The following is a 21,144-nucleotide window of genomic DNA, read 5'->3' on the forward strand; positions in this document are numbered from 1 at the left end:
GCTAGCGGCTCTCCGACACCGCCGAGAGGACCTCGGGCCAGCGGCGCTCCAGCAGGCGCCCGCCGCGGCCGACGCCGAGCACGAGGACGAGCGCCCCGGTCGCGAGCCCCACGGGCACCGACAGCCAGCCCACCCAGGGGCGGAACAGCGAGCCGACGACGAGGGCCGCCGTGGGCAGCCCCACGACGAGCGTGCCGAGGGTGGTGACGCCGAAGGACAGGAACGCCGGCAGGCCCCCGCTGCTGCCCTTCTGGAACGGGTTGGCCCCCGGCGGCGGCGCCGGCCACTGCCAGAGCCCGCCCACGAAGGCGCCCACGCCGAGGCTGCCCAGCAGGAACGCCGCCGTCAGGCCCAGCACCGGGCCCAGCAGGTCCCAGCGGCCGGTCAGCGCCACCGCGGCCACCAGCATCACGACGAGCAGCGGCAGGAAGATCGTCAGGGTCGACAGGACGCGGCCCCAGCGGTCCGCGGTACCCGGCATCCCCGTCGTGACGTGGGCCCAGAGGGCGCTGCCGTCGTAGGAGAGGTCCTGGGCGACGCTGGCTCCCACCAGCAGGGCGAGCAGGCTGGGGGCGAACACCGCGACCAGCGGGCTGCCCCCGGGGTTCAGCAGCGAGGTGGCGATGAGGACCACGGGCGCGATGAGGAAGCCGGCGATGCCGGCGACGTAGCGCGGGTCCCGGCGCCAGTACCGCAGCGTCCGGGCCGCCACGGCACCGGCCGGCGTCGCCGGGTAGAGCCGGTCGACCCAGCCGCTGTGCCCGGCCCGGGCCGCCTCGCCGCCGCCCTCGACCGGCTCGACCAGGCGGGCGGCGAGGAAGTGCTCCCACGCCTTCCACAGCCCGGCCACCAGGGCCACCGCCAGCACCAGGTGCACGAGCGCGGGGACCCAGGCCCCGCGGGCGACGTCGGCGGGGAGCGCCCACGCCCACCCGAACGGGGTCCAGCCGGCCACCTGGGCGGCGGTGGCGAGCAGGGCGCGCAGCCGCTCGGGACCGGCCTGGGCGAGGCCGCCCAGCAAGTTGCCGCCGACGGCGAGCGCGGCCCCCACCAGGGCCAGCAGGACGAAGGCGAGGTCGCGGAAGCGGCGCGAGGACAGGAACGCGGCGAAGGCCGCGGTGGCGGCGCGGGCCAGCAGCAGGCAGGTCAGCACGCCGAGCGGCACCGCGACCAGCGCCGCGAGGGTGAGCGGGACCGACCGCGTCCAGGTCAGCAGCAGGCCGAGCCCGATGAGCACGGTGGCCACGCCGGGGACGCCGATCGCGCCGGCCACCAGCAGCCCGGGCAGCAGCTCGCGGGCCCGGACCGGCAGCAGCGCGAACTTGGCCGGGTCGACCGTCTCGTCGACGCCGAAGACGAGCAGGGAGAGCACCAGCCAGCCCGCGCTCAGCAGCGCGAAGGTGAGCACGGTGACGTCGGCGGTGGTGGCGGGCGAGGTCCAGCGCAGGGCGACCAGCCCCGCGAGCACGCCGGCGACCAGGCCGAGCGCGTAGAGACCGCCGATCACCAGCCCGACGGTGCGCCAGGCGCTGCGCCGCAGGCCGTTGCGGAGCAGGGTCAGCTTGAGGCGGACGAGGAGCGCAACCACGCCAGGGTCTCCTCTCCGCTGGCCTGGAACCCGACGAGGTCGAGGAACCGCTGCTGCAGCGTGCTGCCGGCGCGGACCGCGTCGACGGTGCCGGCGGCCAGCACGCGGCCCTGGGCCACCACCGCCAGCTCGTCGCAGAGGCTCTCGACCAGCTCCATCACGTGGCTGGACAGCACCACGGTGCCGCCGCTGGCGGTGTAGCCGCGCAGGATCGAGCGGATGCCCTCCCCCGACACCGGGTCGACGGCCTCGAACGGCTCGTCGAGCACCAGCAGCCGCGGCGCGTGGATGAGCGCGCAGGCCAGCCCGATCTTCTTCGTCATGCCGGCGGAGTACTCGACGACGAGGGTGTCGCGGTCGCCGGTCAGCCCCAGCGCCTCCAGCAGGTCCCCCGAGCGGCTGGCGATGTCGGCGGGCGGCACCCGGCGCAGCAGGCCGACGTAGTGCAGCAGCTCCCCGCCGCTCAGCCGGTCGAACAGCCGGACGCCGTCGGGCAGCACGCCCATCAGCGCCTTCGCCGCCGCCGGGTCGGCCCAGACGTCGTGGTCCAGCACCCGGGCCGTGCCCGCGTCGGGCCGGAGCAGCCCGGTGGCCATGGAGAGCGTCGTCGTCTTGCCGGCGCCGTTGGGTCCGACCAGCCCGAACATGCAGCCGCGCCGCACCTCCAGGTCCAGGCCGTCGACCGCCCGTTTCGCGCCGAAGCTCTTGGTCAGGCCCTGCAGGGCCAGTGCCGCTGACATGGGTCCAGTCAAACACCTCTCCCCGGGCGGCGCCGGACCCGACGGGCGGTCCGGCGGGCCCGGGCGCGGCCGTCGTTGACGACCGGTCCGGGGCTGGCTACGGTGACCGCACGGGTGTGAGAGCGCTCTCACGCCGGTCGGGGGCGCCAGCGAACTCTGCCCAGAGGAGCCCCCACCGTGTCCCGTGCCCCCGTCCCCCTCCCGACCGCCAGCCCTGCGGGCGACCGGTCCCCCGGCCGCGGCCGGCTGCGCCGTCGTGGTGCCGCCGCCGTCGCGGCCGCCGCCCTCGTCGTCGGCGCCGTCGCCGGCGCCGTGGCCCCCGAGCGCGCCACCGCCGCCACCACCGGGGTCGGAGCCGGCTCGTACACGACCACGCTGCCCGCCGGCGCCGCCCTGCCGTCCGGCTGCGGCGACCTGTCGACGAACCCGCGCGCCTTCGTCACCGCGAACGCCCCGAAGGGCGCGGTGCCCACCAACGACTGGTGGAGCCCGCTGCTGTTCAAGCGCCTCGACTGCTCCTTCGGCGAGCCGATGATGGCCCACCCCGCCTCCTACGACACCGACCGCGGCGGCCTCGGGATCTCGTACACGACGACGCCCGTCATCACCGGCACCGCCCGCGGGGTCGGGGAGTACAAGTTCCCCTACACCCGCGACCTCGAGGTGGGCGTCGCCGGCCTCGACGCGCCGAAGGTCATGGTGGACGGCTGGACCGACTGGACCGTCACCCCCGTCTGGTCCGACGGCACCCGGACCCTCAAGGCGACGATCGGCCACGGCCTGCCGCTCTCCTACTACCAGGTGACCGGCGGGCAGGCCCAGATCCGGACCGACGACGCCCCCCGCGTCTGGTCCCGGACCGGCGCCACCGTCGGCTTCACCGTCCGCGGCCACGACTACGTCGCCTACGCCCCGACCGGGGCCACCTGGAGCCAGAGCGGCTCCACCCTCAGCTCGACCCTGGGCGGCAAGGGCTACTTCAGCGTCGCGGTGCTGCCGACGACGCCGGCCAGCACCGACGCCACCCGGACCGCGCTCGCCACCTCCTACGGCCGCTACGCCCACGCGGTGGTGACGGGCACGAAGCTGACCTACGCCTACAACACCCGCACGGCCGCCGCGAACGCGCGCTACTCCTTCACCACCACCCGGCGGGAGGGCTCGGGGGCCGGCACCGTCGTCGCCCTCTACCCGCACCAGTGGAAGGCGCTGAACGGCGGGACGCCGATCAGCCAGACCTACGTCTCGCCGCGCGGCATGATGAAGACCCTCGTCGGCGCGAGCAGCTTCCTGACCTCCCAGGTGTTCCGCGGGGTGCTGCCCGAGGTGCCCGCCGTCGCCACCAGCCAGGGCGCGGACAAGGCCACGCTGACCGCGCTGCTCGCCCAGGTCGCCGACGACCCCGCCGGGGAGCAGAAGCCCGACACCTACTGGGCCGGCAAGGGCCTGGGCCGGGCGGCGCGGATCGCCGAGATCGCCGACCAGCTGGGCAGCACCGCGGTGCGCGACAAGGCGCTCGCCTCCATCCGCTCCACCCTCACCGACTGGCTCACCGCGTCCCCGGGCGAGCAGGACCACCTCTTCTACTACGACCGCAGCTGGGGGACGCTGATCGGCTACGGCGCCAGCTACGGCTCCGACGCCGAGCTCAACGACCACCACTTCCACTACGGCTACTTCATCGCCGCGGCGGCCACCCTGGCCAAGTTCGACCCGGCCTGGGCCGCCACCGGGAAGTACGGCGGCATGGTCGACCTGCTGGTCCGCGACGCCAACAACTACGACCGCGCCGACGCCCGGTTCCCCTACCTGCGCGACTTCGACATCTACGCCGGCCACGACTGGGCCTCCGGCCACGGGGCCTTCGCCTCCGGCAACAACCAGGAGTCCTCCTCGGAGGGGATGAACTTCGCGGGCGCCCTCATCCAGTGGGGCCAGGCGACCGGCAACACGAAGGTCCGCGACGCCGGCATCCACCTCTACACGACCCAGGCCGCGGCCATCCAGGAGTACTGGTTCGACGTCGACGGCACGAACTTCCCCGCCGCCTTCCCGCACAGCGCCGTGGGCATGGTCTGGGGCGACGGCGGTGCCTACGCCACCTGGTTCACCGCCGACCCGGAGAAGATCCAGGGCATCAACCAGCTGCCGATCACCGGCAGCCACTTCTACCTGGGCTACCGGCCCGCCTACAACGGCACCAACTACGCCGAGGTCGTGCGGAACCGGGGCGGTGAGCCCACGGTGTGGCAGGACATCCTCTGGGAGTTCCTGGCCCTGGGCGACCCGGACGCGGCGCTGGCCAAGTACCGGGCGGACCCGGGCTTCACCTCCGAGGAGGGCGAGTCGAAGGCGCACACCTTCCACTGGATCCGCAACCTCGCCGCCCTGGGCACCGTCGACACCCGCGTCACCGCCGACCACCCGATGGCGATGGCGTTCACCAAGGGCGGGAAGCGGACCTACGTGGTGGCCAACATCTCCACCAAGGCGCTGACGGTGACGTTCTCCGACGGCCGCTCCGTCGCGGCCCCGGCCGGCCGCACCGTCGCCGCGGGGGCGCGCACCTGGAGCGGCGGGAGCGCCGGGGCGGTCCCGACCACCCCGCCCACGACCCCGCCGACCTCGCCGCCGCCGACCAGCAGCCCGACGCCGACCGCCCCGCCGGCCAGCCCGACCCCGACGGCACCGCCGACGAGCGAGAACCCGACGACGCCGCCCACCACCCCGCCGAGCAGCGCGTCGACCCGCTACCTGCGGGCCGACGGCACCCTCGGCGCGGCGGGCAGCGCGGGCACGGTCGTGGTGGCCGCGGCGAACGGCAACTACGACGGCACCCCGCACGCCGCCCGGACCTTCACCGCGACGGGGGTGACCGGCCGCTGGTCCGGCCGGACCGCCTTCGACCTGTCGGTGGACGCCGGCACCGGCGTCGGCAACGCCACCCAGGTCCGGGTCTCCTACGACCTGACCGGGAACGGCTCGGCCGAGCGGGTGGAGACCTACCGGTACTTCGCCACCGACCCGGTGCCGGGCTACGAGCACTCCACCCAGGGCACCCAGCTGCTCTCCAGCAGCGGGACCGGCGGCGACCTGGAGGGCGGCACCGTCACCGTCCAGGTCTGGAGCGCCATCGGCAGCGGACCGACGACCCTCGGGGTCGGCGCGACCTCGCGGGTGGTGCTGCCGCTGTCCTGAGCGTCCCGGACCCGGCCGACGGACCCGTCCTCCCTGGTGGGAGGGCGGGCCCGTCGCCGTCCGGGGGGCGGGGACGCCGCCTGTCGGGCGCCGCGGGGGCCGCCGTACGATGCCAGGAGGTCATGTCACCGGCCCGCGACATGACGACTCTCCACTCGAAGGGACACCCATGGCCGACTACACCCTGCCGGACCTGCCGTACGACTACAGCGCGCTCGCGCCCCACATCTCGCCCGAGATCATGGAGCTGCACCACTCCAAGCACCACGCGACCTACGTCAAGGGCGTGAACACCGCGCTGGAGCAGCTGGCCGAGGCGCGCGAGGGCAGCTCGTTCGGCAACATCAACAAGCTCGAGAAGGACCTCGCCTTCCACCTGGGCGGGCACATCAACCACTCGGTGTTCTGGCCGAACATGTCCCCCGACGGCGGCGACAAGCCGGACGGCGAGCTGGGTGCCGCGATCGACGAGTTCTTCGGCAGCTTCGACGCCTTCCGCGCGCAGTTCGAGGCCAACGCCAACGCCATCCAGGGCTCCGGCTGGTCGATGCTGGTCTACGACACGCTGGGCCAGCGGCTGAACATCGTGCAGCTGTTCGACCAGCAGGGCAACGTCCCGCTGGGGCAGATCCCCGTGCTGCTGCTCGACATGTGGGAGCACGCCTTCTACCTGCAGTACAAGAACGTCAAGGCCGACTACGCCAAGGCGTGGTGGAACGTCGTGAACTGGGCCGACGCCCAGCAGCGCTTCGCCGCCGCCAAGGCCCAGACGGCCGGGCTCATCGCGCCCTTCTGAGCGCTCCTCGCCCCACCGCCGACGGCGTCCACCCCACCGGGTGGGCGCCGTCGTCGCGTCCGGGCTCCCGCGTCGCCCCGCCCCCCCGCCCCGCCCCGCCCCGCAAGCCGTGAACCAACTTGGACTGGACGACCACCTCGTTCACGGCTTGCCGGACCGGAGCGCGTGAACGGGTGGTGAGTAGACGCACCACTCGTTCACGCGTTGTCCTCGGGACGGGTCAGGCGGACCGGTCAGGCGGGATGGGTCAGGCGGCGGTTTGCGGGCAGACCCGGACGGCGCCGTCGCCCGCCGGCTCGACCCACCAGACCCGGCCGGCCCCGGCGACCCGGGGCGTCGCCCCCGGCGCGAGGACCAGCACGGTCCCCTCGTCCACCGCGACGCCGGGGCCCAGCCGGCCGGCCGCGACCGCCGCGACGAGGCGGGTCAGCGTCCCCCACTGGGCGGCGTGCACGTCCATGGCGAGGTCGACCAGGCCCAGGCCCTCGACGACGGCCAGCTCGTCGCGCTCCTCGCCGTTGTCCTCCGCCGTCACCACCACCCCGTCCAGCCGGTAGCCGCCGACCAGGGCCTGCCGCGCGGCGACGGCGGCGCCGGCCGAGAAGCCCAGGTAGGGCGCCCCGCCGTCCACCAGCGCGCGGACGGCGGCGGCCGCGGGCGCGAGCGCCTCGGCGTAGGCGGGCGTCAGGCCCCCGGCCACCAGCAGCCCGTGCAGCCCGTCGAGCGACGCCGGGTCCAGCCGACCGCCCTCCGGCACGGGGAGCGGGCGGCAGCGGACCGGCCCGCACGCGGCCAGCGCCGCGGCGAACCAGGCCAGGTCGGCCGGCCCGTCGTCGTCGACCTCGTGCACCACGACGACGCCGACCTCCGCGACGTCGGTCCCGCGCTCACGGGCGAGCGCCGCCGCCTCGGCGAGGAAGGGCCCGTAGACGTCCCGGTGCCGGCCCTGGTCGCGGCCGCCGCCGACGAGGTGGGTGCTCATGGCGGCACACTAGGGGTACCGGCCCGCCCCTCGGAGCGAGGACGGTCGTCCCCGAGGAGGACCGGTGCCCGCAGCCCACCCGACCGTCGTGGTCGTCGGCGCCAGCCTGGCCGGCCTGCTGGCGGCGGCCGCCGCGGCGCGGGCGGGCCACCCCGTCACCGTCCTGGAGCGCGACGCCCTGACCGGTCCGCCCGGCCCGCGCCGGGGCGTGGCCCAGGGCGCCCAGCCGCACGTGCTGCTGCACCGCGGGCTGGCGGAGGCGACGACGCTGCTGCCCGGGCTGGGCGAGGACCTGCTCGCCGCGGGCGCCGTCCGCGTCGACACCGGGCGGCTCCCCTGGTTCGGCCCGGCCGGCTGGCAGCCGACCGATGTCCCCTCGTACGCCGTGCTCTCGCTGACCCGGCCGCTGCTCGAGCACGTGGTCCGGGAGCGGGTGCTGGCCCTGCCCGGGGTCGGGCTGCGCGGCGGGTGCCGGGTCCGCGGGCTGGAGCGCGCCGGCGGCCGCTGGCGGGTGCTGGTGGAGGACGGCCCGGACGAGGAGGCCGACCTGGTCGTCGACGCCTCCGGCCGCGGCTCCCGGCTGCCGACCTGGCTGGCCGCCCTGGGCCTCGCGGTCGAGGAGCCGGAGACCGTCGACGCCGGGCTCGGCTACGCGAGCCGGCTCTACCGGGCCCGCGACGGCCACCCGCTGACGAACGGCGCCGTCGTCCAGAGCACGACGGACAGCCCGCGCGGCGGCCTCGCCCTCCCCGTCGAGGACGGCGGCCTCCTCGTGCTGGCCTGCGGCTACGGCGAGCACCGCCCGGATCGCGACGTCGACCTCGTCGCGTACCTCGGCGGGCTCCGCGAGCCGGCCCTCGGCGAGCTGACGGCCGGCCTCGAGCCCGTCGGGGAGGTCGCGGTGCACCGGCAGACGGGCAACCGGCGCCACCAGCACGGGCGTCGCCGGGACTGGCCCGACGGGCTGCTCGCCGTCGGCGACGCGCTCTGCGCCTTCAACCCCGTCTACGGCCAGGGCATCACCGTCGCCGCCATCCAGGCCCGGCTGCTGGGCGAGGCCCTGCGCCGGCGGCGGGGCGGCAGCACCCGGCGGCTTCAGCGGCGGCTCCGCGCGGCGGCGGACCTGCCCTGGGCCGTGGCCACCGGCGAGGACCGCCGCTACCTCGACGGCACGACCCCCAGCCCCGCCGCCCGGCTGGTGGGGGCCTGGACCACCGAGGTCGGGAACCTCGCCGTGGCCGGGGACCGGCGCGCGCTCGTCGCGCTCGGCCGGCTGTACCACCTGATGGGCTCACCGCTGGAGCTCGCGCACCCGGCGCTGCTGCTGGCCGCCGCCCGTCGTCGTCGAGGCCCGGCGCAGCCGTCGGCGCCGCGCCCGCCCGAGCTCGAGGCGCTGCTCACCGCCGCCCACGGCTAGCCCTCCTGCTCCTCCCCCGCCCGCAGCGGGCCGCCGAGGGCCCGCACGGTGTCCAACGTGTCCACCTCGTCGGGCGTCTTGTCGGGCCGGTAGCGCAGCACGCGGGCGAACCGGAGGGCGACGCCGCCGGGGTAGCGGGTGGAGGCCTGCAGCCCGTCGACCGCGATCTCGACGACCAGCGGCGGGTCGACGTGCACCGTGCCGGGCGTGCGCCGCACCTCGCGGGCCAGCAGCTGCTCGGTCTGCCAGCCCAGCAGCTCGTCGGTGAGGCCCTTGAAGGTCTTGCCGAGCATGACGAACCCGCCCGTCGCGGGGTCGCGGGCGGCCAGGTGCAGGTTCGAGAGCCAGCCCTGGCGGCGGCCGTGGCCCCACTCGGCGCCGACGACGGCCAGGTCGAACGTGTGCCGGGGCTTCACCTTGACCCACCCCGCGTCGCGGCGGCCGGCCGCGTAGGGAGCGTCGAGGTTCTTCACCACGACGCCCTCGTAGCCCTGCGCGACCGCCTCGGCGAAGGCCGTCGCCACGCCCGCCACGTCGGCGCAGGTGCGGCGCGGCACGCGGAGGGCGGCGGGCACCACGGTCTCCATCACCGCCAGCCGCTCGTGCAGCGGCTCGTCCAGCAGGTCGCGGCCGTCGACGTGCAGCAGGTCGAAGAAGAACACCCGCAGCGGGCGGCCGCCCGGTGCCGGATCGGTGGCGCTCATCGTGCGCGAGGCCACCACCTGGAAGGCCTCCGGGGTGCCGTCGTCGCGCAGGGCCAGCACCTCCCCGTCCAGCACCAGCCGCTCGTGCGGCAGCGAGCGGGCCACCGCCACGACGTCGGGCAGCCGGGCGGTGATGTCGTCGAGGCTGCGGGTGAAGACGGAGACCGCGTGCCCGTCGCGGTGCACCTGCACCCGGACGCCGTCGAGCTTGGCGTCGACGACGGCCGGCAGCCCGCTGCGCTCTGCCGCCGCCTCCGGTCCGGGGGCCGCCGCCGCGAGCATGGGCTGGACAGCCGTCCCCACCCGCAGCCCGACGGCCTCCAGCGCGGGCAGCCCGCCCCCGGCCAGCAGCCGGGCGGCCGTCGTGGTGGAGGAGGTGAGCATGGCGGCCCGCCGGACGGCCGCGACCGGCACCCCGAACGCCGCGGCCAGCCCCTCCTGCACCTGCGCCTCGAGGGCGCCCTGGCGGAGCTCCCCGGACACCAGACCGGCCAGCAGCCGCTGCTCGGCCGCCGTCGCCCGGCCGAACAGGTCGCGGACGGCCGCCGTCCGGGCCGCGGCGGAACCCGTCCCGGCCAGGCCCGCGACGGCGGCGAAGGCGGCGTCGACCTCGGCGACGGTCAGCGACGGCTCGGCGGCGGGCGGCGGCGCGTCCTGCAGGGTGCGCCAGCCGACGCCGGTGCGCCGCTGGCGCAGCGACCCGCTGAGGTAGGAGATCACGACCTCCACCTCCTCGGGAGCCGTGCCGGCCAGCACGGCGGCGATGAGGTCGCGCTTGGCCAGCCGCGACCGGGTGGCGGCGAGCGCGGCGGAGGTCTCCGCCAGACGGCTCAACAACATGGGGGCATCATGCCGCCCGGCGCTGACAGCGGGGCCGCACGGACCGGCGACGGACCGCCCGCGGCCCGGCGGAGGTGTGCTAAGAAGGCGGGGCCCTCCGCAGGGGTCACCCTTTCGTCAAGATCGGGGCGCGGGGAGCCCGGCCTGTTGACACCGAACCGGTTAAGTGATGGGTTGACCCCCAGACGTTCGAGGGAGAGCGAGGAGTGACGAAGATGTTGCCTGCCGGGGGTCGGCACGCCCGCGCCGCCTGCCCAGCCGCCGGTGCGGTCCGCACCGGTGCCGCGACGGCGTCACCCCCCACCTCCTCCACGTCCGACCCCGGCGCCGCGGGACCATCCAGCCCGGCGCCGGCGTGAGGCCTCCGGACCCGCGGGTCCCCGGCCACCGGCCCGGGTCCGCCCGGCGCCTCCCGGTCCGCGGCGCAGCCAGCGCCGCCGCCACCGCCCCACCCCGCCACCGCCCCACGGGCTGACCGCCGCCCCGCTGCGTCCGCTCACGCTCCACGCCCGACCGCTCGACTCATCGACCACAGCAACGACGCGATCCTCCGAAAGGACCTCGATGACCAACCCCGAGATCGACCCGGCAGCTCCCGCCTTCGGCGGCAGCCCGGCCCCGGCCCAGCCCTGGGGCACCAGCCGCCGGCGCTTCCTCTCCCTGTCCGGCCTCGCCGTGGGCGGCGCCCTCGTCGGCGTCGGCGCCACCGGCTGCGGCACCGCCCAGACGGGCAACAGCACCGGTGACGGCGCGGCCCAGGGCCGCCCCGGCGCCTCGGGCGACACCTTCTTCGTCGCCGGCTTCCAGTGGGGCCCGCCCACCAACTTCAACCCGGTCGGCGCGACGCCCCAGTGGCCCACCGCCGGGCGGCAGAGCCAGCTGATCTACGAGTCGCTCGTCCGCTTCAACCTCATCGACGGCTCGTTCTCCCCCGGCCTCGGCAAGGAGATCCAGCAGACCGACGACACCACGCTGACGGTCCCGCTGCAGGAGGGGACGAAGTTCTCCGACGGCAGCGAGCTCACCGCCGACGACGTCGTCTACACCTTCGAGCTGGCCAAGGACGTCAGCACCAGCTACTCCAGCGTGTGGACCTACCTCGACTCGGTCACCGCCTCCGACCCGCGCACCGTGGTGTTCAAGGTCAAGACGGACCCCTACAACCCGGGCTCGGTCAAGGACGCCATCGCCAACGTCTACATCCTGCCGAAGGCGATCTGGAGCAAGTTCAGCAACGACAGCATCACCGCCGAGACGAACCTGCAGCCGATCGGCTCCGGTCCCTACCTGATGGACAAGGCCGACCAGACCCAGGTCGCGCTCAAGCGCAACGACGACTACTGGGGTAAGGAGGTCTACGGCACGCCCGCCCCGCTGGCGATCGTGCACCCGATCTTCAAGAGCAACAACGACGGCGACCTCAAGCTGGCCAGCGGCGAGATCGACGCCAGCCAGCAGTTCACCGCCCAGATCTGGAAGATGTGGGAGGACCAGAAGAAGCCGGTCAAGACCTGGCTCAAGGACAAGCCGTACTACCTGCCGGGCAACCTGCCGCTGCTGATCATGAACCTGGAGCGCAAGGGCCTCGACAACCCGAAGGTGCGCCAGGCGATCGCCTACGCGATCGACTACCCGAACATCGCGGCGACGGCCATGTCCAGCTACTCCGACCCGGCCAAGGCCAGCCTCATCGTCCCCGTCGGCTACGAGTCGAAGTACTTCGACCAGGCCGGCGTCGACTCCGAGGGCTGGTCCTTCAACAAGGAGAAGGCCGTCGAGATCCTCGAGGGCGAGCTGAACTGCACCAAGGGCTCCGACGGCATCTACTCCCTGCCCGACGGCACCAAGCTGGGCGGCTGGGAGCTCATCACCCCGACCGGCTGGACCGACTGGAACACCGCCTGCGAGATCGTCGCCAAGTCCGCCAAGGCGGTCGGCATCGGCATCGAGACGAAGTTCCCGCAGGCCCCGACCATGCAGAAGGCCATGCAGAACGCTGACTTCGACCTCTGCATGTACTCCTACACCGGCGTCACCGCCGCCAGCCCGTGGGTCCGCTTCCGCGACGCCATGGACGACCGGGGTGTGCCGGAGGCCGGCAAGACCGCCTTCTTCAACTACAACCGGTTCTCCCACCCCGACGTGCCGGGCCTGCTGGACGCGGCCGCCGGCGCGAAGACCGACGAGGAGGCCGTGGCGGCCTACACGGCGCTCGACAAGATCTACCGCGAGCAGATCCCGGTCGTCCCGCTCATGTACCGCCCGCTGGAGTTCTACGAGGTGAACGAGACGAACTGGACGGGCTTCCCGACCGAGGACGACCCGTACGCCCCGCCGATGTGGCAGGGAGCCGGCATCAACTGGCTGTTCAAGATCAAGAAGGTGGGCAGCTAGAGGACCGCGAGAGCTCGAGAGGACTGACCGACCATGGGCCTGACCCGTTACCTCGGACGAAGACTGTTGTGGTTCCTCGGCACCCTCGTGGTGGCGCTGCTGCTCAACTTCTTCCTGCCACGTCTGATCCCCGGCAACCCGGTGGACTCCATCGTCAGCAACCTGGCCCGAGGGGGCGGGGTCGGCGGCGAGGACCTGAAGATCATCTACGAGAACTACAACCGCGAGTTCGGGCTGGACAAGCCGATCTGGCAGCAGTTCTTCATCTACCTGGGCCAGCTGGCCCAGGGGAACCTCGGGACCTCGTTCGCGCAGTACCCCGCCTCGGTGAACACCCTGGTCGGTCAGTCCCTGCCCTGGAGCATCGTGCTCCAGGTGCCGGCGATCCTCATCGGCTGGGTCGTCGGGAACATCCTCGGCGCGATGGCCGCCTTCCGCGGCGGCTGGTTCGACCGCGGCGCCTTCGTGACGTCGCTGTTCGCCACCTCCATCCCCTACTACTGCCTGGCGATCCTGCTGCTCTTCATCGTCGGGGTGCAGATGGGCGTGCTGCCCATCGGCGGGGCCTACTCCTTCGGGCTCAGCCCCGAGTTCAGCGCCGCGTTCTTCGGTGACGCGATCACCTACTTCTGGCTGCCGTTCTGGTCGCTGGTGATCGTGTTCATCGGCGGCCAGGCCGTCGGCATGCGCTCGATGGCCATCTACGAGCTCGGCGCCGACTACGTGAACTACGGCCGCGGCCTCGGGCTCACCGACAACCGGATCACGGGCTACGTGTTCCGCAACGCGATGCTGCCCCAGATCACCGGGCTGGCGCTGTCCATCAGCGGCCTGGTCGGCGGCGCCCTCGTCACCGAGCTGGTGTTCTCCTACCCGGGCGTGGGCACCCTGCTGTTCAACGCGATCAGCACCGTCGACTACCCGGTCATCCAGGCGGTCACGCTGATCATCACCCTGGCCGTGCTGCTGGCCAACTTCGCCGTCGACATCGTCAACGGCCTGATCGACCCCCGGATCCGGGCCGCACGGAGTGGAGAGCGCTGATGAAGTCGATCAACCTGACCCCGAGGTTCTGGTTCGCCGCCGTCCTCGTGCTCATCACCCTGTTCATCGGCCTGGTCGGGCCGTTCATCGTGCGGACCGACCCGGACGCCGTCATCGGCGGGCTCTACGACGCCCCCTCGGGCACCCTGCCGCTGCTGCTGGGCACCGACAACGAGGGCCAGAGCGTGCTCGCGAACCTCGTGTACGGCACCCGGACGTCGCTGCTCGTGGGGCTGGTCGCCGGCATCATCGCCAGCACCATCGGCCTGGTCCTCGGCCTGGTGGCCGGGTACCAGGGCGGCTGGCTCGACGACGCCATCTCGGGCCTCACCAACGTCGCCCTGGCCATCCCCTCCATCGTGCTCGTGATCCTGCTGGGCATCGCGCTCAACAACCGCAGCTCGCTGGCCCTGGCCTTCATCATCGGCATCACCTCCTGGCCGTGGATGGCGCGCGCGGTGCGCGCGCAGTCCACGAGCATCCGGGCCCGCGAGCACATCGACGTCGCCCGGCTGTCCGGGGCGTCGTGGGTGAGCATCCTGAGCCGCGACGTGCTCCCCTACCTGCTCAGCTACGTCGTGATGGCGTTCGTGCTGCAGGTGTCCGGCGCGATCCTGGCCGAGGCGGCGCTCAGCCTGCTCGGCCTCGGCCCGTCCGGTACCACCAGCCTGGGCGTGATGCTCTACTGGGCCCTCCAGTGGGGCTCGATCCGCACCGGCGCGATCTGGGCCTTCCTGCCGCCCACGGTCATGCTGACGCTGATCGCCTTCTCCCTGCTGCTCCTGCAGTCCAGCCTCGACGAGGTCTTCAACCCGCGGCTGCGCCGCGGCAAGCTGGCCAAGCGGAAGACGAAGGGCGGGCAGCCGCTGCCGCTGCCCGTCGCGACCGCGGCCCCCACCCCCGTGGGGGCGGCCGGCATCGTCGAGAACCCCGTCCCCGCGTCCACCGGAGGAACCCGATGACCCGGCTGCTCAACGCCGAGAACCTGCGCGCGGCCTACCGCACGCCTGACGGCCGGCAGGTCTTCGCCGTCGACGACGTCAGCGTCTACATCGACGAGGGCGAGGTGCTCGGCGTCGCCGGCGAGTCCGGCTCCGGCAAGTCGACCCTCGGCGCGATCCTCTCCCTCACCACCCGGCCCCCGCTCTACGTCGAGAGCGGCACGCTCGAGATCGACGGCAAGCGCCAGGAGCTCGGCGAGCGGAGCAAGATCCCCCGCACCTGGCGCGGCTCGGTCGTCTCCCTGCTGCCGCAGGGCGCGATGAACTCGATCAGCCCCACCCAGCGGGTGCGGGACCTCGTGTTCGACGTCATGCGGGCCCACGACCGCAGCATCAAGCGGGACGAGGCCCTCGACCGGGCCCGCGACCGGCTGAAGTCGCTGGACCTGCCCGTCCGGGTGCTCGACTCCTACCCCCACCAGCTGTCCGGGGGCATGAAGCAGCGGACCGTGACGATCATCTCGACGCTGCTGAACCCGCGGCTGCTGATCGCCGACGAGCCGACCTCCGCGCTCGACGTGTCGTCGCAGAAGGCGCTCATCGACATGCTGCTGCAGATGCTGGAGCAGAAGATCATGTCGGGCGTCGTCTTCGTCACCCACGACCTGCCGGTGCTGCGCACGGTCTCGGACCGGATCGCCATCATGTACGCCGGCAAGATCGTCGAGGTGGGCGACGCCGAGGAGATCACCGAGCGGCCGCGCCACCCCTACGCGGGCGCGCTGCTCGGCGCGGTCCTGGTGCCCGAGCCCCGCTACCGCGAGATGCGGGTCTTCGGCATCCCCGGCTCGCCGCCCAGCCTGCTGGACCCGCCGACCGGCTGCCGGTTCCACCCGCGCTGCGGCGTGGCCTACGCGGAGTGCGCCACCGAGGAGCCGCCGCACGTCGGCGACGAGCTGCGCTTCTCCAAGTGCTTCTGGGCCAAGAAGCACCCCGGCGAGTCGGTGCCGCTGGAGGCCGTGACGTCGGACTCGCTGGCCGAGGCCGACCCGGTGGGCACGGACCCGCGTCCCGCGGAGTCCGAGGAGCACGACGACGAGGACGGACCGGCCCGCACGGGGTCGGCGCAGGGCCGCGAGGTCCCGACGGGAGGGGTGTCGGCATGAGCGAGGACGTGCTGGTCGCCAGCGGGGTGAGCAAGACCTTCGGCCACGGCAAGAACGTCGTCGAGGCCGTCAAGGACGTCTCCTTCGCCCTGGCGGAGAACGAGGTCGTCACCGTCGTCGGCGAGAGCGGCTCGGGCAAGTCGACGCTGGCCCGGATGGTGCTGGGCCTCATGCCCATCACCTCGGGCACGATGACCTTCCGCGGCAACGACGTCAGCAAGATGAACGCCCGCGGCCGGACCGACTACTGGAAGGACGTCCAGGCGGTCTTCCAGGACCCGTTCTCGTCCTTCAACCAGTTCTTCACCGTGCGCCGGCTGCTGGCCCGCTCGATGCGGCTGCTGGACGACAAGGTCGGCGCCGAGCGGCTGGAGGAGGCCCTGGGCCACGTCGGGTTCCCGAACCCGGCCGACGTCCTGGACCGCTACCCGCACGAGCTCTCGGGCGGGCAGCGCCAGCGCGTCATGATCGCGCGGGCGCTGATGATGCGGCCCAAGCTGCTGGTGGCCGACGAGGCGACGTCGATGCTCGACGCCTCCCTGCGGGTGAACGTGCTCAACGTGCTCACCGACCTGCGCGAGCAGCTCGGCATGACGGTCCTGTTCATCACCCACGACATCGGCCAGGCCTGCTACGTGGCCGACCGGGTGCTCGTCATGGAGCACGGGGTGATGGTGGAGCAGGGGCGGGCCGAGGACGTCATCTTCAACCCGCAGCACGAGTACACCCAGCGGCTGCTGGCCGACGTGCCGAAGCTGCACGAGGTCCAGGACCTCACCCGCGCCCGGGTGTCGGACGGCCCGTCCGCCTCCGGCGCGCACGCCCAGCGGGTCTAGCACCCGCACTCCCCCGGACTGCGAGGCCGGCCGCGGAACAGGCCCCGCGGCCGGCCTCGCGCCTTCCCCGGCGCGGCCGGCGACGGACCGGCTCAGCGGGGGAAGTACTCCACCCGCGGGGTGAAGACGAGGTTCTGCCCCAGCACCCCGCGCGGCCGGCCCAGCGCGTGCACGATCTCCGCCGCCACCTCGCCCGGGTCCATCATCCGCTCGGGCGGGATGCCCCACTGCTCCATCATCGGGGTGTCCATCGCCGCGGGCATGATGCCCTGGATGCGGCAGGGGTGGGAGAACTCCCGCACCTCGGTCTGGAAGATCTCGGTCGCCTTCGCGAAGGCGGCCTTCGAGCTGTTGTAGGCCACCGCGCCGCTGCCCACCGTCACCGCCGAGATGGAGATGACGTTGAAGATCTCGGCCTCGGTGTCCCCGGTCCGCGCCTGCAGGTACCCGTTGAGGAAAGCCTGCATGAGGAACACCGGGCCGTGGCAGTTGACGGCGAACACCTGGGCGTAGGCGGCCTCGTCGACGTCGGTCAGGTAGCCGGGCCGGTCGATGCCGGCCACGTTGACGAGGATGTCGAAGCGGGCGCCGAAACGCTCGAAGAGGCCGCCGACGACGGCGGTCCGGTCCTCGCCGGCGGTCACGTCCAGCCGAACGGCCTCCGCGGAGCCGCCCGCGGCCTGCACGCGCCGGACCGTCTCCGCAGCACCCGCCTCGTCGATGTCGGCGGCCACGGCGTGCACACCCCGGGCCGCCAGCGCCACGCAGGTGGCCCGTCCCAGCCCGCTCGCCCCGCCGGTGACCAGCGCCACCCGTCCGTCCAGTCCTGCCACGCGCGTCTCCTCGTCGTCCGGCCGGCTGACCCGGCCGCCGGAGCAGCACAGTACCCAGCCGGTACGAAGCCGAACCGCTGGGTAGGAGTACCAGGACCTGCCCCTGCGAACTGATCGGCACTGCGTGCGCATCCTGCTCTGGAACGTCCACGGCGGCTACAGCGACTCCCTGACCAGCGGGGGCCACACCTACCTCTACCTGCCGGCCGACGAGCACGGCAGCGGCGGCCTGCCGCGGCTGGACCGACCCGACGGGGTCGACGTGCGGCTCACGAGCCCCGAGGAGCTGCGCGACGACCCGCCGGACGTCGTCGTCCTGCAGCGGCTGGAGGAGCTGGACCTCGCCGCGGCCGCCGGCGTGCGGCCCGGGATCGACGCCCCCGCCGTGTTCTGCGAGCACAACACGCCGCGCGGCGACGTGCCCGACAGCCGGCACCCGCTGGCCGACCGCGACGACGTCACGGTCGTCCACGTCACCCACTTCAACGCGCTGGTCTGGGACTGCGGCCGCACCCGGACCGCGGTGGTCGAGCACGGCATCGCCGACCCCGGCCCGCTGTGGACCGGCGAGCTGGGGCACCTGGCCTTCGTCGTCAACGAGCCGGTGCGGCGCTGGCGGAACACCGGGACCGACCTGCTCCCCCGCTTCGCCGAGCACCCCGTGGATGCCTTCGGCATCGACGCCGACCTGCTGCCGGGCGCGCTCCCCGGCTCGTCCCGGCTGTCCTACGCCGGGAACCTCACGCCCACCGAGCTCTACGCCGCGATGGCGCAGCGCCGGGCGTACCTGCACCTCAACCGCTGGACCTCGCTGGGGCTGTCGCTGATCCAGGCGATGCTGCTGGGCATGCCCGTCCTCGTCCTCGACACCACCGAGGCCTCCCGGGCGGTGCCCCCGGGGGCCGGTGCGCTGTCCACCGACGTCGAGGTGCTGCGGCGCGAGGCGGCCCGGCTGCTGGCCGACCCCGCCGAGGCGGCCGCCCGCGGCGCCGTCGCCCGGACCGCCGCCCTCGAGCGCTACGGCCTGGCGGCGTTCTGCCGCGCCTGGGACGCCGTGCTCGAGCGGGCCCGCGACCAGCACCCCCGCTGACCACCACCACCCCGAGGAGCTCCCCGATGGCCGCACCCCGCGCCGGCGTCCTGCTGGACGTCGACGGAACCCTGCTGGACACCAACTACCTGCACGCCCTGGCCTGGTGGCAGGCGATGCGCGACGGCGGCGTCGAGGGCGTGACGATGGCCGACTGCCACCAGGCCGTCGGGATCGGCAGCGAGGAGCTGGTGCGCCGCCTCGCCGGCCGTGACGACGACGCGGTCGTGGAGGCGCACTCCACCCGCTACGACGCCCTGCAGGACCAGGTCGTCGCGTTCGACCGCTCGGCCGACCTCGTGCAGAAGCTGGCGGGCACCGGGCTGGCCGTCGTGCTGGCCACCAGCGGGCGCCAGCAGGACCTGGAGTGGATGCTGCCGGCCATCGGCGTCGAGGACGGGCTGATCGACGGCTCGACGACCTCGGGCGACGTCGAGCGGGCCAAGCCGCACCCCGACCTGCTGACCACCGCGATGGAGCAGCACGGGCTCGACCCCGCTCGGACCGTCGCCGTCGGCGACACCGTGTGGGACGTCCAGGCGGCCCACGACGCGGGGATCCGGGTCGTCGCCTTCACCACCGGTGGCATCCCCCGCTGCCAGCTGGAGCAGGCCGGCGCGGACGAGGTCTGGTCGGGTCCGGCCGACCTGCTGGAGCACTGGTCGTCCTCGCTGCTGGCCGCGCTGGCCTGACGGCTCCCCCGGCCCCGGACGACGAGACGGCGCCCACCCCGAGGGGTGGGCGCCGTCTGCGCTGCGTGCGGGAGGTGCGTCAGGCCTTGGTGGGCCCGTCGGTGGTCTCGTCCACGGTCGGCTCGGCCGCGGCCTCCTCCACCTCGACGTCGTCGCTCGGCGCCTGCTCGGTGTCGGTGGCGGCGTCGCGCTCCTCGGTGCCGGTGACGAGGCCCTCGGCGGGCGCCTCCTCCGACGTGCCCTCGGACTGGACCGCGTCGTCGGGGGCGTCGGCCGCGGCCGGGGTGCCCGCGGCGGCGGTGGCCGCCGGGGCGGCGCTGCGTCGGGGAGCGGCAGCGGCGGGCCGGTTGGCCTTCTTGCTGTCCTCGACCGACTCGGTCACCAGCTCGATCATCGCCATCGGGGCGTTGTCGCCCTTGCGCGGGCCGACCTTGGTGATGCGCAGGTAGCCGCCCTCGCGGTCGGCCATGGTCGGCGCGATCTCGGTGAACAGCGTGTGCACCACGCCCTTGTCCTTGACGGTGGTCAGGACGAGACGGCGGGAGTGGATGTCACCCCGCTTCGCCTTGGTGATCAGCTTCTCCGCCAGCGGGCGCAGGCGCTTGGCCTTCGCCTCGGTGGTGGTGATCCGCCCGTGCTCGAAGAGCTGGGTGGCGAGGTTCGCCAGGATGATCTTCTCGTGCGACGGGCTGCCGCCCAGACGATTGCCCTTGGTAGGTGCTGGCATGTCTACTCTCCGTTAGCGATGGTGGTGCAGAGGATCAGAGGCGACCGGGGCGCCGAGGCGGGACGGTCACCTGACCCCGCTCCGGTCCCCCGCCGAGGGCGGGGGTGAAGGGGGTCGCCCCCCTTCGAGGTGTTCAGTACTGCTCGGTCTCGCTGAAGTCGGCGTCTTCCTCTTCGAGGTCGTCGTAGCGGCCGATGGCGGCCAGCGGGTCGAAGCCGGGGGCGCTGTCCTTGAGAGACAGACCCATCTCGTGCAGCTTCAGCTTGACCTCGTCGATGGACTTGGAGCCGAAGTTCCGGATGTCCAGCAGGTCCTGCTCGCTGCGGGACACCAGCTCGGACACCGTGTGGATGCCCTCGCGCTTCAGGCAGTTGTAGGACCGCACCGTCAGGTTCAGGTCCTCGACCGGCAGGGCCAGGTCGGCGGCCAGCTGCTCGTCGATCGGCGAGGGGCCGATCTCGATGCCCTCGGCCTCGACGTTGAGCTCACGGGCCAGGCCGAACAGCTCGACCAGCGTGCGACCGGCGGAGGCGACGGCGTCGCGCGGGCGGATGGCCGGCTTGGTCTCGACGTCGAGGATCAGCTTGTCGAAGTCGGTGCGCTGCTCGACGCGGGTGGCCTCCACCTTGTAGGTGACCTTGAGGACCGGGGAGTAGATCGAGTCGACCGGGATGCGGCCGATCTCGGCGTCCGCCATCTTGTTCTGGACGGCGGAGACGTAGCCGCGGCCGCGCTCGACGACCAGCTCCATCTCGATCTTGCCGGTCTCGTTCAGGGTGGCGATGTGCAGGTCGGGGTTGTGCACCTCGACGCCCGCGGGCGGCGCGATGTCGGCCGCGGTGACCGCGCCCGGACCGGCCTTGCGCAGGTACATCGTGACGGGCTCGTCCTCCTCGGAGGAGACGACGAGGCCCTTGAGGTTGAGGATGACCTCGGTGACGTCCTCGACGACGCCCTCGATCGTCGAGAACTCGTGGAGGTTGCCGTCGATCTTGAGGCTGGTCACGGCCGCGCCCGGGATGGACGACAGCAGGGTGCGACGCAGCGAGTTGCCGAGGGTGTAGCCGAAGCCGGGCTCGAGGGGCTCGATGACGAACCGCGAGCGGTTGTCGGAGACGACCTCTTCCGACAGGGTCGGACGCTGGGCGATGAGCAT

At 73.5% G+C, this 21,144-nt stretch carries 17 protein-coding genes; 10 read left to right on the plus strand and 7 right to left on the minus strand.

Annotation, left to right across the window (positions count from 1 at the left end; all coding sequences use genetic code 11):
- Nucleotide 1: 1 nt before the first annotated feature.
- Nucleotides 2–1,588, minus strand: coding sequence for a hypothetical protein (locus JOF54_RS07240; protein WP_210054302.1), 1,587 nt, complete (start codon nt 1,586–1,588; stop codon nt 2–4).
- Nucleotides 1,558–2,328 carry an ABC transporter ATP-binding protein gene (locus JOF54_RS07245; RefSeq protein WP_210054304.1) on the minus strand — a complete coding sequence of 257 codons (771 nt, stop codon included), beginning with the start codon at nt 2,326–2,328 and terminating at the stop codon, nt 1,558–1,560. Before JOF54_RS07245 ends, JOF54_RS07240 begins: the two co-directional genes overlap by 31 nt.
- A 177-nt stretch (nt 2,329–2,505) precedes the next feature.
- Between JOF54_RS07245 and JOF54_RS21830 the strand changes: the two genes are divergently transcribed.
- Nucleotides 2,506–5,526, plus strand: coding sequence for a glycosyl hydrolase (locus JOF54_RS21830; RefSeq protein WP_210054306.1), 3,021 nt, complete (start codon nt 2,506–2,508; stop codon nt 5,524–5,526).
- Between the two features lie 169 nt (nt 5,527–5,695).
- Nucleotides 5,696–6,322, plus strand: a complete 627-nt coding sequence (locus JOF54_RS07255; RefSeq protein WP_210054308.1) for a superoxide dismutase — start codon at nt 5,696–5,698, stop codon at nt 6,320–6,322.
- A gap of 247 nt (nt 6,323–6,569) precedes the next feature.
- Here JOF54_RS07255 and JOF54_RS07260 read toward each other — a convergent pair whose 3' ends face one another.
- Nucleotides 6,570–7,304, minus strand: a complete 735-nt coding sequence (locus tag JOF54_RS07260; protein WP_210054310.1) for a type 1 glutamine amidotransferase family protein — start codon at nt 7,302–7,304, stop codon at nt 6,570–6,572.
- 64 nt (nt 7,305–7,368) lie between these two features.
- On the opposite strand from JOF54_RS07260, the gene JOF54_RS07265 reads away from it, so the two are divergent.
- Nucleotides 7,369–8,721, plus strand: a complete 1,353-nt coding sequence (locus JOF54_RS07265) for an NAD(P)/FAD-dependent oxidoreductase (RefSeq protein ID WP_210054312.1) — start codon at nt 7,369–7,371, stop codon at nt 8,719–8,721.
- Here the strand turns inward: JOF54_RS07265 and JOF54_RS07270 are convergent.
- Nucleotides 8,718–10,265 (minus strand): ATP-dependent DNA ligase, encoded by a 1,548-nt coding sequence (locus JOF54_RS07270; RefSeq protein WP_210054314.1) that lies wholly within the window; start codon nt 10,263–10,265, stop codon nt 8,718–8,720. The genes JOF54_RS07265 and JOF54_RS07270 overlap by 4 nt on opposite strands.
- A 564-nt stretch (nt 10,266–10,829) precedes the next feature.
- Between JOF54_RS07270 and JOF54_RS07275 the strand changes: the two genes are divergently transcribed.
- From JOF54_RS07275 to JOF54_RS07295, 5 genes are read left to right on the plus strand one after another with little or no spacing between them, the layout of a single operon-like run.
- On the plus strand, nt 10,830–12,659 hold the full coding sequence (locus JOF54_RS07275) for an ABC transporter substrate-binding protein (protein ID WP_210054316.1): 1,830 nt from the start codon (nt 10,830–10,832) through the stop codon (nt 12,657–12,659).
- Nucleotides 12,660–12,692: 33 nt separating this feature from the next.
- The gene (locus tag JOF54_RS07280; RefSeq protein ID WP_210054318.1) at nt 12,693–13,703 is read left to right on the plus strand and encodes an ABC transporter permease; all 1,011 of its coding nucleotides are present in this window, start codon (nt 12,693–12,695) and stop codon (nt 13,701–13,703) included.
- On the plus strand, nt 13,703–14,665 hold the full coding sequence (locus JOF54_RS07285) for an ABC transporter permease (RefSeq protein WP_210054320.1): 963 nt from the start codon (nt 13,703–13,705) through the stop codon (nt 14,663–14,665). Before JOF54_RS07280 ends, JOF54_RS07285 begins: the two co-directional genes overlap by 1 nt.
- Nucleotides 14,662–15,810: an ABC transporter ATP-binding protein gene (locus JOF54_RS07290; RefSeq protein ID WP_210054322.1), complete on the plus strand. Its 1,149-nt coding sequence runs from the start codon at nt 14,662–14,664 to the stop codon at nt 15,808–15,810. Before JOF54_RS07285 ends, JOF54_RS07290 begins: the two co-directional genes overlap by 4 nt.
- Complete coding sequence (locus JOF54_RS07295; protein ID WP_210054324.1) at nt 15,807–16,646, plus strand: ABC transporter ATP-binding protein; 840 nt, start codon at nt 15,807–15,809, stop codon at nt 16,644–16,646. Before JOF54_RS07290 ends, JOF54_RS07295 begins: the two co-directional genes overlap by 4 nt.
- Before the next feature lie 92 nt (nt 16,647–16,738).
- Here the strand turns inward: JOF54_RS07295 and JOF54_RS07300 are convergent, their stop codons facing one another.
- On the minus strand, nt 16,739–17,479 hold the full coding sequence (locus tag JOF54_RS07300; protein ID WP_210054326.1) for an SDR family NAD(P)-dependent oxidoreductase: 741 nt from the start codon (nt 17,477–17,479) through the stop codon (nt 16,739–16,741).
- 124 nt (nt 17,480–17,603) lie between these two features.
- Here JOF54_RS07300 and JOF54_RS07305 point away from each other — a divergent pair, with 124 nt between their 5' ends.
- Nucleotides 17,604–18,569, plus strand: coding sequence for a glycosyltransferase (locus tag JOF54_RS07305; protein ID WP_210054328.1), 966 nt, complete (start codon nt 17,604–17,606; stop codon nt 18,567–18,569).
- A gap of 26 nt (nt 18,570–18,595) precedes the next feature.
- Nucleotides 18,596–19,261 (plus strand): HAD family hydrolase, encoded by a 666-nt coding sequence (locus JOF54_RS07310; RefSeq protein WP_210054330.1) that lies wholly within the window; start codon nt 18,596–18,598, stop codon nt 19,259–19,261.
- A 79-nt stretch (nt 19,262–19,340) separates the two neighbouring features.
- Here JOF54_RS07310 and rplQ read toward each other — a convergent pair whose 3' ends face one another.
- Together rplQ and JOF54_RS07320 are read right to left on the minus strand one after the other, a co-directional pair.
- Nucleotides 19,341–19,988 carry a 50S ribosomal protein L17 gene (rplQ, locus tag JOF54_RS07315; protein ID WP_210054332.1) on the minus strand — a complete coding sequence of 216 codons (648 nt, stop codon included), beginning with the start codon at nt 19,986–19,988 and terminating at the stop codon, nt 19,341–19,343.
- A 133-nt stretch (nt 19,989–20,121) separates the two neighbouring features.
- Nucleotides 20,122–21,144 carry a DNA-directed RNA polymerase subunit alpha gene (locus tag JOF54_RS07320; RefSeq protein ID WP_210054335.1) on the minus strand — a complete coding sequence of 341 codons (1,023 nt, stop codon included), beginning with the start codon at nt 21,142–21,144 and terminating at the stop codon, nt 20,122–20,124.

The organism is Microlunatus capsulatus, from assembly GCF_017876495.1.
Taxonomy (GTDB): domain Bacteria; phylum Actinomycetota; class Actinomycetes; order Propionibacteriales; family Propionibacteriaceae; genus Microlunatus; species Microlunatus capsulatus.

Coding starts and splice junctions, on each gene's coding strand:
- JOF54_RS07245 (WP_210054304.1), bottom strand. CDS start 2,328: ATGTCAGCGGCACTGGCCCTGCAGGGCCTGACCAAGAGCTTCGGCGCG.
- JOF54_RS07255 (WP_210054308.1), top strand. CDS start 5,696: ATGGCCGACTACACCCTGCCGGACCTGCCGTACGACTACAGCGCGCTC.
- JOF54_RS07260 (WP_210054310.1), bottom strand. CDS start 7,304: ATGAGCACCCACCTCGTCGGCGGCGGCCGCGACCAGGGCCGGCACCGG.
- JOF54_RS07270 (WP_210054314.1), bottom strand. CDS start 10,265: ATGTTGTTGAGCCGTCTGGCGGAGACCTCCGCCGCGCTCGCCGCCACC.
- JOF54_RS07275 (WP_210054316.1), top strand. CDS start 10,830: ATGACCAACCCCGAGATCGACCCGGCAGCTCCCGCCTTCGGCGGCAGC.
- JOF54_RS07280 (WP_210054318.1), top strand. CDS start 12,693: ATGGGCCTGACCCGTTACCTCGGACGAAGACTGTTGTGGTTCCTCGGC.
- JOF54_RS07285 (WP_210054320.1), top strand. CDS start 13,703: ATGAAGTCGATCAACCTGACCCCGAGGTTCTGGTTCGCCGCCGTCCTC.
- JOF54_RS07290 (WP_210054322.1), top strand. CDS start 14,662: ATGACCCGGCTGCTCAACGCCGAGAACCTGCGCGCGGCCTACCGCACG.
- JOF54_RS07295 (WP_210054324.1), top strand. CDS start 15,807: ATGAGCGAGGACGTGCTGGTCGCCAGCGGGGTGAGCAAGACCTTCGGC.
- JOF54_RS07310 (WP_210054330.1), top strand. CDS start 18,596: ATGGCCGCACCCCGCGCCGGCGTCCTGCTGGACGTCGACGGAACCCTG.
- rplQ (WP_210054332.1), bottom strand. CDS start 19,988: ATGCCAGCACCTACCAAGGGCAATCGTCTGGGCGGCAGCCCGTCGCAC.
- JOF54_RS07320 (WP_210054335.1), bottom strand. CDS start 21,144: ATGCTCATCGCCCAGCGTCCGACCCTGTCGGAAGAGGTCGTCTCCGAC.